Origin of the sequence: Planctomyces sp. SH-PL62 (assembly GCF_001610895.1) — a bacterium.
Lineage (GTDB): Bacteria > Planctomycetota > Planctomycetia > Isosphaerales > Isosphaeraceae > Paludisphaera.
In genome coordinates this window covers 3,015,080-3,028,370 of sequence record NZ_CP011273.1, presented here as the reverse complement: position 1 = coordinate 3,028,370, position 13,291 = coordinate 3,015,080, and the positions used below count along the sequence as shown (strand labels likewise).

12 protein-coding genes are annotated in these 13,291 nt (G+C 69.4%); 2 read left to right on the top strand and 10 right to left on the bottom strand.

Annotated features, from left to right (window positions below):
* Positions 1-62 precede the first annotated feature (62 nt).
* The 6 genes from VT85_RS11760 to VT85_RS11735 all read right to left on the bottom strand — a co-directional run bounded on the left by VT85_RS11760 (position 63) and on the right by VT85_RS11735 (position 6,245).
* Entirely contained in the window at positions 63-809 is a 747-nt protein-coding gene (locus VT85_RS11760) for a hypothetical protein (RefSeq protein WP_068415029.1), read from the bottom strand.
* An 8-nt stretch (positions 810-817) separates the two neighbouring features.
* A complete protein-coding gene (locus VT85_RS11755; RefSeq protein ID WP_068415026.1) occupies positions 818-1,057 on the bottom strand; it encodes a lipopolysaccharide assembly protein LapA domain-containing protein in 240 nt (79 codons plus the stop codon).
* A 142-nt stretch (positions 1,058-1,199) separates the two neighbouring features.
* Positions 1,200-2,771: an alpha-N-arabinofuranosidase gene (locus tag VT85_RS11750; protein WP_068415023.1), complete on the bottom strand. Its 1,572-nt coding sequence runs from the start codon at positions 2,769-2,771 to the stop codon at positions 1,200-1,202.
* Between the two features lie 20 nt (positions 2,772-2,791).
* Positions 2,792-4,195, bottom strand: coding sequence for a sugar porter family MFS transporter (locus VT85_RS11745; RefSeq protein ID WP_082858542.1), 1,404 nt, complete (start codon positions 4,193-4,195; stop codon positions 2,792-2,794).
* A 24-nt stretch (positions 4,196-4,219) separates the two neighbouring features.
* On the bottom strand, positions 4,220-5,098 hold the full coding sequence (locus VT85_RS11740) for a carbohydrate kinase family protein (protein ID WP_068415020.1): 879 nt from the start codon (positions 5,096-5,098) through the stop codon (positions 4,220-4,222).
* Positions 5,099-5,252: 154 nt separating this feature from the next.
* Entirely contained in the window at positions 5,253-6,245 is a 993-nt protein-coding gene (locus tag VT85_RS11735) for a nuclease-related domain-containing protein (RefSeq protein WP_068415017.1), read from the bottom strand.
* Positions 6,246-6,712: 467 nt separating this feature from the next.
* Here VT85_RS11735 and VT85_RS11730 point away from each other — a divergent pair, with 467 nt between their 5' ends.
* Positions 6,713-6,931: a hypothetical protein gene (locus tag VT85_RS11730; RefSeq protein WP_156512819.1), complete on the top strand. Its 219-nt coding sequence runs from the start codon at positions 6,713-6,715 to the stop codon at positions 6,929-6,931.
* Between the two features lie 100 nt (positions 6,932-7,031).
* Positions 7,032-8,060, top strand: a complete 1,029-nt coding sequence (locus VT85_RS11725; protein WP_068415011.1) for a DUF1559 domain-containing protein — start codon at positions 7,032-7,034, stop codon at positions 8,058-8,060.
* A gap of 72 nt (positions 8,061-8,132) precedes the next feature.
* On the opposite strand, the gene VT85_RS11720 is transcribed toward VT85_RS11725, so the two are convergent.
* The 4 genes from VT85_RS11720 to VT85_RS11695 all read right to left on the bottom strand — a co-directional run bounded on the left by VT85_RS11720 (position 8,133) and on the right by VT85_RS11695 (position 13,260).
* Positions 8,133-9,185: a basic secretory protein-like protein gene (locus tag VT85_RS11720; RefSeq protein ID WP_068415008.1), complete on the bottom strand. Its 1,053-nt coding sequence runs from the start codon at positions 9,183-9,185 to the stop codon at positions 8,133-8,135.
* Positions 9,186-9,698: 513 nt separating this feature from the next.
* The gene (locus VT85_RS11710) at positions 9,699-10,649 is read right to left on the bottom strand and encodes a hypothetical protein (protein ID WP_068415002.1); all 951 of its coding nucleotides are present in this window, start codon (positions 10,647-10,649) and stop codon (positions 9,699-9,701) included.
* Positions 10,646-11,272: a PEP-CTERM sorting domain-containing protein gene (locus VT85_RS11705; protein ID WP_068414999.1), complete on the bottom strand. Its 627-nt coding sequence runs from the start codon at positions 11,270-11,272 to the stop codon at positions 10,646-10,648. The genes VT85_RS11710 and VT85_RS11705 overlap by 4 nt, the downstream gene beginning before the upstream one ends.
* A gap of 512 nt (positions 11,273-11,784) precedes the next feature.
* The gene (locus tag VT85_RS11695; protein ID WP_197491231.1) at positions 11,785-13,260 is read right to left on the bottom strand and encodes a PP2C family protein-serine/threonine phosphatase; all 1,476 of its coding nucleotides are present in this window, start codon (positions 13,258-13,260) and stop codon (positions 11,785-11,787) included.
* Positions 13,261-13,291: the final 31 nt, after the last annotated feature.

Sequence of the window (13,291 nt, the reverse complement as noted above, 5' to 3'; positions counted from 1 at the left end):
CCATCCACGCCCGGCCGTCGCGGGGCTCGCGGCCGCCGGGCGTGGCCCGTCGCCGGGCGGGCCTACTCGTCACCGGCCTCGGCGCGGGCGAGGCGGTCGGCGACCACGCCCAGCGGGCAGGCGTCCGGACGCCTGGCCCCCTGCCCGATCGCGATCCAACCGCGATCCATCGCGACGGGCGGCGGCGCCTCCCCGACGAGGGAGGACAGGCGGAGGAGGGTCCCGATGCAGGAGGGCCCTTCCGCGCCGTAGTCGGGATCGACGTCACGCCATTCGTCCTCGTGGCCGGGGTCGTCGCGAGGGTCTTCCGCGCAATGACGTCGCAGCCAGGGAGGCCATGGCTCGCCCGACCTGGTGCGGCGGAAGTAGGCGCCGATCGGTTCATCGGGCCCGGCCTCCCTCAGGCAGGATTCGCCGTTGACGCCGTGGTAATAGGTGTAGACCTCGGCCAGGTCGTCGCCGGGGGGGACGTCGAGCGAGGCGGTGAACTCGTCCATCTCCTCGCCCGCCAGGTACTCCCAACAGCCCCCGACGACGACGAGCCGGCCGGCCGGGATGATCAGCCTGTGGCGCGTGCGGCCGACCCACTCGTCCCGTTCCCGCGCCGCGAGCGGCTCGTCGACCATGACACGGATGAGGAAGCCGTCGTCCTGGACGAGCCGGAACGGCAGGAAGGCCCCGGCCTCGATCCCCGCGAGCCACCCGGCGTCGCCCTCCTCCACGCCGGCGAAGGCCCCGCCGTGGAGGCTCGCGGAGCCGATCATGAAGCCCCCCGCCTCGTTGTAAAGTTCGAGATCCGTTCGACTCATGGAGTTCCTCAGTCGATGACGCGCGCGGTCGGCTGTTCCGACACCCGGCGCAGCGAGCGAGAGAAGAACGAGACGACCGTCCAACCGCTGAGCATCCCCAGCAGGTACGCGACGATCGCCATCAGGGCCACCGGCCCGGTGGTCTTCCAGTTCCAGAACGAGACCGTGATCGGGTCGGTGTTCTGGACCGCGAAGAGCCCGACGGCCCCGAGAAAAATCAGCAGCAAGATCGCCTGGATGAACCGCATCTGGCCCCCGATCCGCCGGCCTCGGCCGGTCGCAAGAGTGTCGCTCGTTCGATGTTCGAACTCCGACCTCATCGCGCAAGCAACAGTCATGCCGGGAGCCCCGACGCTGCTTCCATGACGAGGGTCGAAATCGGCCGATCCTTCACGACAGGATCACGTCGAACCGCGTCACCGACGCCGGATCGAGGACGACGCGGAGCGAGCCCCCCCGGAGGTCGGCGTCGGCCGACATCGGCGCGACCGCGTCGGGCGTCTCGAAGGTGTTGTGGGCGTTCAGCTCGGCGTGGCTGAGGACGGTCTTGCGGACCGAAGCCGCCTCGGCGCCCTTGAGGCGGACCTCGGCCTCGACGGGCTCGGTCGCGTGCGAATGGACGAGGGTGATCGTGACCGCCTTCGCGCCGGCCCGCGAGGCCGAGCCGGCCACTCGGAAGAGCTTCGCGTCGCGGTTGCCGATCTTGAACGGGACCTCGGGGGACTGCGCCTCGACGCGCACGCTGGTCGCGCCGTGGTGGGGGCGGTACATCTCAAAGACGTGGAAAGTCGGCGTGCAGACGAATTTGTCGCCGTCGGCGAGGAACAGCGAATGGATGTTGTTGATGAGCTGCGCGACGTTCGCCATGTCCACCTTGTCGGCGTGGCGGTTGAAGACGTCGAGCGTCAGCGCGGCGACCAGGGCGTCGCGGAGGCAGCCCATCTGCTCGTATAGGTGCCTGGGGTTGATCTCGGTCCCCGGCGGGTGCCAGCATCCCCACTCGTCGATGATCAGCTTCACCCGGCGCTCGGGGTCGAACTCGCCCATCGCCGCCCATTGCTCGCGGATCAGGGTCTCCATGAAGTTCGCCTTGTGGAGCATCTCGTACCACTGGTCGACGCTGAACTCCAGCGCGTGGCCGGTGGTCCCGCAGTAGTAGTGCGCGGCGAAGGCCGCGAGCGGGGCGCGAGCGCCGTCGACCCACTTGGCGAAGAAGCGACGGGTCCAGTCCATGTCGTTGCCGTTCGGGCCGGCGGCGATGAGGTAGGGCTTCACGCCGTATTCGGGGACCCACTCGGTGAACCGCCGGTACTCGCGGCAGTAGTCCTCGGGGGTGAACTTGCCGCCGCACCCCCAGCTTTCGTTGCCCACCCCCCAGTAGGCGACCCCGAACGGGTCCCGGTCGCCGTTGGCGACGCGCTCGTCGGCCAGCGTGGTCGCGCCGGCGGGGGCGTTGCAGTACTCGACCCAGTCCTGGAACTCCGAGGGCGAGCCCATCCCGACGTTGGCGGCGAAGTACGGGGCGTCGCCGCAGAGCCGGCAGAACCGCATGAACTCGTGGGTGCCGAACGCGTTCGGCTCCGTGACCTCCTTCCAGCGGCCGAAGCGGCGGGGGCGCTTCGCCGCCGGCCCGATCCCGTCGCGCCAGTGGTAGGCGTCGGCGAAACAGCCGCCGGGCCAGCGGACGACGACCTCGCCCAGCCGCTTCATGTGGTCGACCAGCTGCTTGCGGACGCCGCCGATGTTCGCGACCTTCGAGTCGGGCCCGACCCAGATGCCGTCGTAGATCACGCCGCCGATGTGCTCGGTGAAGTGGCTGTAGATCTCGGGGCGGATCGTGCCGATCGGCTCGTCCAGCAAGACGTCCACGGTCGCGCCGCCCGCCGCGCGCGAGGCTCCCAGGCCGCCCAGCGCGACCGCGCCGGCGCCCGCCGCCCCCAGAAACCCTCGACGGTTGATCATGATCGCACTCTCCGACTTCTTCAGGAAAGGCCCAGTTCCTTCTGGAGCCGTTCGAGCGGCACGCCCTTGGTCTCCGGCATGGAGGTGAGGACCCAGACTAGCTGCAGGACCATCATCGCCGCGTAGAAGGCGAAGGCGTGCCCGCCCGACCGCTCGGCGATCATGGGGAACGTCTGGGTGATGGCCAGGGCGCCGATCCAGTGGACGACGCTCCCCAACGCCTGCCCCTTGGCCCGGACGCGGTTGGGGAAGACCTCGCTGATATAAACCCAGATCACCGCCCCCTGGCCGAACGCGTGCGAGGCGATGAACACCAGGAGGCTGATCAGGACGACCCAGCCGCCGAAGCCCGTGAACTCCGTGCCGTAGGTGTAGAAGGCCCAGGCCGTCGCCGACAGGCTCAGGATGTAGCCGATCGACCCGACGAGCATCAGCACGCGGCGGCCGAAGCGGTCGATGACCGTCATCGCCAGCATCGTGAAGATCAGGTTCGTGCCGCCGACGAGCACCGCCTGCAACAGCGCCGCGTCCTTCCCCGCGCCGGTCATCGCGAAGACCGTGGGGGCGTAGAAGAGGACCGCGTTGATCCCCGAGAGCTGGTTGAACGCCGCGATCGCCACGGCCAGCAGGATCGGCTTGAGGTAGGCGCGCTGGAACAGGGCGTCGTCGTCGGCCAGGCCCGTGCCCCGCAGCGACTCTTCGATCTCGGCGATCTCGGCGTCGACCGCCTCGTCGGCCCCGATCGACGTCAGCACGCGGCGGGCCTCCTCGACCCGACCTTGCCCCACCAGCCAGCGCGGGCTTTCCGGGATCATCAGGGCCAGGACGAAGAACAGGGCCGAGGGGATCGCCTGCACGCCCAGCATCCAACGCCAGTCGTCCTCGCCCAGCCCCAGCTGCGCGATGACGTAGTTGGACAAAAAGGCGAGCTGGATGCCCAGCACGATGTTGAACTGGACGGTGGCCACCAGCCGCCCGCGATACCGGGCCGGGGCGATCTCGGCGATGTACAGGGGCGCGATCACCGACGCCGCGCCGACCGCCACCCCGCCGAGGATGCGGAAGACCAGCAGCGACCACCAGTCCCACGCCAACGCGCAGCCCAGGGCCGAGACGAGATAGGCGATCGCCAGCACCGACAGCAAGGGCCGTCGGCCCCAGACGTCGGCCGGCTTGCCCGCGATCAGCGAGCCGAGCACCGTCCCCAGCGGGCCGCTCGCGATCGTGAAGCCCAGCGTCATCCCGGTCAGGCCGAAAACCCGGGTGAGCGCGTCGGTCGTCCCCGACATGATGGCCACGTCGAATCCGAACAGCAGCCCCCCGAGGCTGGCGACGAACGTGGCGAAAATCAACGGGCCCGAGAGCGACCGCGCCCCGGACGCGGCCGAGTCGTCGGCTGACGAACGATCGAAGGAAACGTCCAAGCGAACCTCCACGACGCGACCGATTCAGAACCCGCTGCGGAGCGACTCGGGGAGCGCGGGCGTCCCCCCCGGTCGTGTGCACACGAAGGCGGCGACGGCGTCGGCCCGCCGGTTGATCTCGTCGAGCGGCCGCCCCGCCAGGAGCCCCATCGTCATCGCCGCGGTGAACGCGTCGCCGGCGCCGATCGTGTCGACCACCTCGACGGGCGTCCCCGGCCGATCGGACCACCGTCCCTCGGCGAACAGCAAACTGCCGGCCGTCCCCCGCGTGACGGCGACCAGGCGGAGGCCGAACCGTCCCGCGAGCGCCTCGACGATCTCCCGAGGCGACCCGGCGAGGCCGAACATCCCGGCCAGCACGCCCAGTTCCTCGTCGTTGAGCTTGAGCACGTTCGCCATCCCCAGCGACCGCTCGACCACCTCGCGGTCCACGAACGGCGGCCGGAGGTTGACGTCGAGGATGCGAAGGGCGTCGGGCCGCGTCGCGGCGACGATCCGCGCGATCGCCTCTCGCGATTTCGCCGACCGCTGGGCGAGGCTGCCGAAGCAGACCGCGTCGGCCTCGGCGGCGTGCGCCATCGCCGTCGGCCCGGCCTCGATCCGGTCCCAGGCGACGTCTTCATGGATCGTGTACCGCGGCTGGCCCGCCGCGTCGACGTCGACCGAGACCGTGCCGGTCGGGGCCTCGGCATCGACCTCGACCGTGTCGGTCGGCAGGCCCAGGGCGCGGAAGCGTTCCAGGACCTCGCGGCCCAGGTCGTCGTCGCCTACCCGGGTGACGATCCGCGCGTCGGCCCCGAACGCCCGGGCGTGGTAGGCGAAATTCGCCGGCGCGCCGCCGAGTTGCTTTCCGCCGGGCAACAGGTCCCAGAGCACCTCGCCGACGGCCAGGATCTTGAACATCACGTCGCCTCCGGCCGCTCGCACGACCCCGGAAAGCGAGGCCGAGGCGACGCCCCGCGACCCCCTTCGTCCTCGCGCCTTCCGAAGCTAACACAGCCCGGAAGTCGAGTCGAGCGACCAGCCGCCGACGGGACCGACTCGCGATGGAGGGGGACTATCCGAGCGAGACCCCGTCCAGCGACACCAGCGGGATCCGGCTCGGGGAGGGCTCCCCGGCGCGATGGAACAGGACGAAGTCGTGGACGGAGATCGGCCGCGTCCCGGTCGACGACCTCAGCTTTCCCAGCGACCCGAACCCGGTGATCGCCTTCAAGAGCCCCCAGGCCCGGTTCCGCGTCCAGCGAACGGCGACTTCGCCCCGGCCGCCGATCCGATCGCGCGGCACGACCTCATCGCCGATCGAGACGCTGAGGAGGTCGCCGGTCTCGGTCCGGGAGCCGTGGAACCGCAACGTGTCCCAGGTGGCCAGGCGATCCACCGCGGCCTGGATCGCCCGGACCTTGTCCGACGTCAGGCTGCCGAATCGGTCGTCCATCACGGCGTCGGCGGACTCGGTGTCGAAGCACCACTGGACCACCGAGCCGAGGACCCGCTCGCCGAGGCCCGACCGCCGTTGGCCGCCGAGATAGGCCTCGAGCCGATCCGGCAGCAGCACCCCCGGATTATCGCCGATGGCCCGATCCTCGACCGCCAGCCGCCGATTTATGAAGACGACCTTGTTCGTCATGTATTTCCCCATCGCTCCGGCGTCGAGCGCGATCCCCTTCCCCTGGAGATACTCGATCAAGGCCAGGTTCTTGGCCTGATGGTCGGCCACCAGGTCGGGGTGCTGGATCTCGCGGCCGTCGCGATTGGTCTGGATCCAGCCGCCGGGGCCGACGCGGAGACTCCCCGACCAGTTCTTCACCTCGATGACGTGGATCCGCTTGGCGGTCACCACGATCAGGTCGATCTCGCGACGGCGACGGCCGGCGGGCACCCTCTTGTTCGGGTACAGGCCCGCACCCTTGAAATTGGCGTGCGACTCCACCAGGTCCTTGAGAAAACGCTCGGCTTCCCACCCCCCCGCCGCCTGGGGGTCCTGGAAGACGGGAGCGGTCGCGGCGATCGCGCGCCACTCGCGGAGACGGCTGAAAAGCGTGCTCAACGGCGAATCCCTCCCGACGTCGAGCTTGCGGCCCGTCCGATCTCGATCGCTCGCCCCAACGATAGCCGCCCGCGCCGGGGAGTCAATCTCGCCCGCGGAAGCGGCCGCGCGCCAAGCGTCTGATTAGGTCGACATATCTGTTGGTTTCTCGACCTCGACGGCTTCGTTCGGGGTCTTCGCAACCCCCGCCCGGGAGCCCCCTTGACATCGCCGCGACAAAAGCGATACTCAAGTCTGTTACGTCGGTTATTTCCGTAAAGACCGACCAAAGCGATGCGGCTCACAGGTCGTGCCCGCCCCTACCCTCGGACTCGGGCTGGGATCGCCTCGATTCCAGCCCCGCCCCCCTCCCGGCTCCGGCTTCGGACGCCGAGGGGGCCCGTCCCCTGGTGCGCGAATCGGACGCCGGACCGGCGTGCGGACGGCGGCTTCGACGCTTCGAGCCACCCAGGGAGCTATTGAAAATCATGTTCATTAAACGATTCGTCCTTGCGTGCGCCGCGGCTTTGGCGGCGGTCGCGATCCCGATCGGCTGCGCGGACTACGACGCCGACAAGACGGGCGACGCCGCGGCGGGGATCGGCGCGGCGGGCGTGAACGCCCCGGACGCCCCCCAGACGCAGGAGGAGATGCGCAAGCAGCAGATGGAGCAGGAGGCGGCCTTCCGGAAGTCCTCGAAAAAGTGACCCCGTCCGCCGCCGTCCGGCCTCGGAGCGGCCCCCTAAGTCCCGCAAGCGGGGGACTCCACTTTCCTCATCCATCCAGCGACACAAGGAACCTCGACTCATGTCCTGCAAAATACGACGCGGCTTCACGCTGATCGAACTTTTGGTGGTGATCGCGATCATCGCGGTGCTGATCGCCCTGCTGCTCCCGGCGGTGCAGTCGGCCCGCGAGGCCGCCCGCCGTTCCCAGTGCGTCAACAACCTGAAGCAGATCGGCCTGGCCGTCCTGAACTATGAGAGCACCAACGCCGCCCTGCCCCCCACCGGCCTCAGCCCCTGGCCCGGGTCGGACATCCGCGACTCGCACTTCTCGATGAAGCTCCGGATCCTGCCGTTCCTGGAGCAGCAGGCCCTCTTCAGCGCGTGCAACACGAACCTGTCCGCCTACGTCGATGCGAACCGGATGGAGAACTGGACGGTCGGCCACACCCGGGTGGCGGCCCTCCTCTGCCCCTCGGATTCGAACGACGGCTGGGACGACCAGGTCGCGGCGAGCTACGCGAACAACCTGGGGCGGAACCGCTATTACAACGACTGGGCGTCGGACGGCCCCTCGTGGTGGTTGGGGACCGACGGCGGCCTGAACAAGATGGTCACGCTCGCCAAGATCGTCGACGGCACGAGCAACACGGCCATCTTCAGCGAGGTCCTCAAGGGGACCGGCAAGGGGATCGGCTCCGGCAGCAAGGACGGCCGCCACATGCTCTACCAGGCGCCCGGCCTGGGCATCCGCAACTTCGCGGGCGAGGTCGACGCCAACTTCAAGCTCTTCCAGGCCTGCCGCAACCAGGGCACCGTCCGCATCTGGGACTACAAGGGCGAGCGCTGGATCCTGGGCGACGCCGCCCGGGGCGGCGGCTACCACCACATCGCCACGCCGAACCAGAAGTCGTGCGCCCTCGACGGCAACACCGGGCCCAACCGCAATGCGGACTCGATCATCGCCCCGTCGTCGAACCACTCCGGGGGCGTGAACGTGCTGATGCTCGACGGCTCGGTCAAGTTCATCAAGGACTCGATCAACTACCAGGCCTGGTCGGCCCTAGGCACCCGCGACGGCGGCGAGGTCGTCAGCAGCGACAGCCTCTGACCCGCGACGATCCATCACCAACCTCGGGAGGGGGGCCGCCGCGACGCCGGGGCGGCCCCTTTTCGCATCGGCTCACTTGACGAGCGACGCTTTCCACTCGGCGCCCAGTTCTTCCTTCGTCTTGCCGGTCGCCTCCTTGAAGAGGCCGTCGGAGTACTTCCCCTCTCGCATGGTCTTGTTCAGCTTGAGGACGAAGTCCTCGTCGTATTTGCGGACGATGTAATCGAGGTAGCGGGCGGTGACGCGGTAGCTGTCGTCGTACTTGGCCCGCTGGGGATTGAGGCCGCCGATGTTCTCCGGCTCATACAGGACGAAGCGGACGTAGTCGGCGACCCCCTCGACCAGCCAGCCGGGGTTGCGCCGACCCCGATAGTTCTGGACGATGTGGGTCGTCTCGTGGATCATGGCGCCGACGTCGTCCGGATGGTCCTTGAACCACTTGACGGAGCCCGTGACCCGATCTCCGCCGGCATAGGCCGGGACGTCGATCCCGTCCTTGAGCGACATCCGGATGACGCGGGGCGGCTTGTATCCATCGCTGCGCAGGGCCTCGTTGATGCGGTCGTAAAACCGCTCGCATTCACGGGCCGCCTTTTCGGCCCAGCCCCGCATCCCGGGCGCGTCCAGTTCGTCGACGACGACCTCGACCGGGAAAGCGAACCGCCGCACCGCCGGGTCCGAGTCCACGACGAACTCGCGGATCGCCAGCGGCCCCCCCGACCCCTTTTCCGGGACGACCCGGACGGCCTTGAGCTTGCGCTTCGGGTCGGCCTTCGCGACCCCCTCGTGGAAGTCCGCCAGCTTCTCGAACGCCCGGCCGTCCGCCGATCCTTCGAGCGTCCCGCCGTCGACCCGCCCCGCGCCATCGTCGCCCCCGGTGCGGACCTCGATCGACTTGACCAGCACCGGCTCGTCGAAGACCAGGGCGACCGCGTGGTCTCCGGCGGTCGCCGGCTCGGTCGCGTAAGAGGTCGCGTCGTCGCCGTCGAACGCGTCCTGGCGGATCCGCTCGCCAGCCGTGGCGAGCGTCGATTCGACCCTCGCCCCCACCGGGGCCTCGGCGGCTTGCGAGAACGATGCCAGGCCGACGACGAATACAGAGTGCACGAATCCAGCGCGGAGCATGGGCGATCCCTCGGTCGCTGAGACCGGGCCAGGGGATGGTGGCGGAAGCGAACCTGACGCTCGCCTGGCTTATCAGGATACTCTCGCCAGGTCCCTCATCGACAGTGGCCGTCGGCCGCCGCCCCTGGGTGATCCGACACGAGCCTCTTCGAGACCTCCCCAAGACGGAGGGCCCCGGACATGCCCGGGTGGAACCGCGTCACGTCGTTCGGCTCGATGCTCGCCACGACCGAGCGAGTCGGACAGGTCGGGACGAAGCGGACCGATTCGGGCGACCTGAACGCCACATCTGACGGCGTGTTCGTCGCCCTCGACGCGGCCGCCGAGGTCGCCCGCCTCGTCCCCGGTGACGCCCTCCTCGCCTGGACTCCGGGGGGCGATACGGAACGCCGCGCGCGTCTTTTGGGAGGGCGGGTCGCGTTCGTCACGCCCCCCTCCCTCGTCGACGCGATCCTGGCGGGCTACGCCCCTCGAGATCCGTCCCTGGGCTCGCGGGGCGCGGGGGGGCTTTCGTCAGCCGCCCGTCGGCCGGGGGAGGAGCCTGGCCAGGACGGGGAAGAGCACGACGCCGATCGTCGCAATCAGCATCGAGGCGGGCTCGGGCACCGGACAGGCGCACGACCACGTCTGGATGCCGCCTGCGTCGGAGAGCGTCGCCGGGCCGATCTGATCCGCGGTCAGGATCGCCGACGTGACCAGGCCGGACGCGAAGCCGTCGGACTGGAACGACTCGCCGACCCCCAGGTCGGGCAAGCTCAGCGTCTTGGAGATCCCGGCTTCCAAATAGGTGATGCTCGCCCCCGTGAGCGCGGCGTCGCCGTCGTTGTAGACCAGGAACCGGTCGAGGCCGGCATCCCCGGTCGGCACGACCGAGAAGAGCGCGTCGGGATGCGGATTCGCGACGGGGAACGGCTGGGTGTAGGGAATAACCTCCGTGCCAGCCTCCCCCACGACGGCGAGTTCAAGAAACCCGAAACCGGCCGGGATGGGGCTCGTGAACGCATAGGCGCCCACGTCCATCACCCGGTCGATGGGATCGGGCGGCAGGAAGGCCAGAGCCTGGCCTCCGTCCCGGATCTCGTAGGTCCACCCCGCCGGCGGCTGAACGTCGAAGAAAAGCGGCGTCACCGCGGCCGAGACTCCCGCGTCGAACTTCGGGATCAAGGCGGCCACCCGGATGACCAGCTCGAGGATCTTCACCAGCGCGGTGATCTCGGCGTCGGTGATCCGGATGCTTCCGTCCGTCGTCGTCGTCCTGGTGAATTTCGATCCGTCCGGGAGGCAGAAGGTCGTCTCGGTGATCTTACCCGGGACCACCTCCCCCGCCAGGGCCGCGCCCGACGTGCCGATCAGGATCGCCGTCGCCGGGAGAAGCCACCGGGAAGCTCCGCGCCGCGAGCCGACGCCGGGCCCCCGGACGGCCTCCGGGGCCGGCGCGCGTCGCGTCGGGAATCCCACGTTCATCGCCCCCTCCTCGCGGACCGGCTGGTCCGCCAGCCGTAGCCCGCGACCGCTCCGAGTCCGACGAGGCCCATCGCGAGGGTTCCGGGCTCGGGGACCGCGAGATGTTGCCCGGTGAGGACGAAGGTGTACCCCGTGATGTCGTCGAAGTTCAGGGTCGTTTCGACCGTGAACGTGAGCTTCGCCGTGAACCGGTCGACGTGCTTGAAGCCGTTCCCGACGTGGGGCAGGTCGATAGGCTGGTTGATCCCCTTCGTCACCGTGTGCACGCCCGGCGTGAAGTCGTCCGCATCGACGATGAAGCCGTCCGAGAAGATGTTGACGTTGGGCCCCTCGCCGTCGGGCGGGATCAGGTGCTGCGCGGTCCAGTTGATCGACAGGACGTCGTTGACGAACCCGGCGTCCTCCGTGACGTTCGTCGTGATCGACCAGTCGACGCCCCTGGCGTCCGCATGGGTTTCGTCCGAATCGAAGTCCCCCCCCGTAATGGTGTAGGTGAACTGCTTCGTGCTCTCCGTGAAGGTGTAGTTGACGGGCCCCGCCGACGCCGTGGGCGTCCAGCACGACCACCCCAGCAAAAGCGCCCCCAGGACCGAGGGGACCCAATGGCGTTGGATGCGACTCATGGCGAATTCCTCCTCGTAGGTCGCGGTCGGTCACCGTCGGCGGGGATCGGACGTCGACTTCACATGATGCCCAAGCACACTCTTTAAATCAAGAGATTTCAATTCCACGCATTCTTTTATTTTAGGACGCGGCCCGCGCCCCCTTCTCCCATTTCGCGACGACCGCTTCGGCACTATCCTCCGAGGACGAGGGACGAGGACGACCCGATCGCGAACGGCCCAGCCTTCCCCTGCATCCATCGAGGCGACCCATTCCGAGGCGGCGAGACGTGTTTCGAGCACTCGCGGGCGCGGGGGCGGTCGTGACGATGGCGATGGGCGAGGCGGCCGCCGTGGCGGGGCGTCGATGCGTCGGCGCCCTCGACTTTGAAGCGGGCGACGGCCGGAAGGATCCTGGCCCGAATCACCTCGACGGCCGATGCGGCGTGCGACCGGCTGATCCGGACCAGTCCCCGCTCCGATCCGGTGCGGCCGTACCCAGGTCGAGGTCGAAGCCAGGCTGAGAATGCTCATCACCGGTTCCACCCGGATTGGGCCTCGGCCGTCGCGGTGTGGTGTCCCGACGCCGACGGCTGGTACTCGATGAAGACCACGGTCACATCGTCCTGGGGCGAGTTCCAGGCGGCGACCTCCTCCCGGCGTTTGAAGAGGCGTGCGACCAGGTCGTCGAGCGTCGCGTCCTCATGCGCCGAGAGGATCGCCTCCAGCTCCGCCCCGCCCCAAATCCGACCCGACGAGTCGGCGACCTCGACGAGGCCGTCCGAATAGGCGAGGAGGCGCGAGCCGGGCTCGAGGTCCACGGTCTCGTCGGTCGGGGGCGTGTCGGGGAGGATGCCGAGGAGCGGCATCGTCGGCCCCAGCTCGCGGATAGGCCCCGCCGGGTGCCGCAGCAGGGCCGGCGGGTGTCCGGCGTTCGCGTAGCGGAGGCACCCGGTCCACGGGTCGAACGAGGCGTAGAACGCGGTGGCGAAGTGCTCCTCCGGGAGGTCGCGACAGAGCCGCTCGTTGAGCCGGGCGAGGATCTCGCCGGGCCCGTCGGCATCTGCAGCCTCGCGCCAGACGATCGACCGCACCATCGCCGTATGGAGCGCCGCGGCGACGTTGTGGCCGGACATGTCGACGACGAGCACGCCGACGCGACCGTCGGGAAGCAGTTGGACGTCGTAGAGATCGCCCCCCACCGGACCCGTGGGGAGGCAACGCCCGGCGGCCTCCACGCAGCCGAGCCGGAGCTTCTGCGGCGGCAGGAGATGCGCCTGGACCCGGCGGGCCGTCTCCATCTCACGCCGATCGTCCTCCGCCCGGTCCGCGAGGGTGCGGGACATGGCGTTGAACTGCCGGGCGAGCGCCCCCAGCTCATCTCCGTTCGGCGAGGCGACCTCGACCCCGAGCCGCCCGCGTTCGAGTTGTCGCACGGCCCGGGAGATGCGCCGGATCGGGCGGAGCACCGCACGGCGCATGACGACGTTCACCGCGCCCAGGAGGAGGACCCCGGCCCCGAGGAACCAGACCGCCTGCCGCCGGAGGTTCGCCCTCACGTGCTCACGCACCGCACGCGTCGACTCGGCGACGACCACCCGCTCCTTGCCGACGTCCGAGATCCGGACGAGGAACGTGTCGCCGTCATGCTCGCGCGTCTGGAACCCGTCTCCGGCGGCGGCGAGCCGGCGGACGTCCATCGGCCGGCGTGCATGCTCGGCGGCTTCGGCCGCCACCCGGCCGTCCTCGTCGAGCAGCGCCACCTGGTGTTCGGGCGATGCGGAGGGGTCGAATGCGTGGCAGAACCGGGCGAGGAACGCCTGGAAGCGCGGCGACGCCCCGAACGTGACGTGCGCCGCATGCACGAAGCGGGCCTCTTCGTCGAGCCGAGAGCGGAGGAGCAGCAGCCCCGTCGCCTCCTGGCGCCGCCACTCCCAGGCGAGCGAGGCGCCGAGGACCAGCACCAGGATGACGTTGACCGGCAGGACGAACTTGTATCGCAGCGTCATGTCGAATCCGCTCTCACTCTCAGTTGGGGAC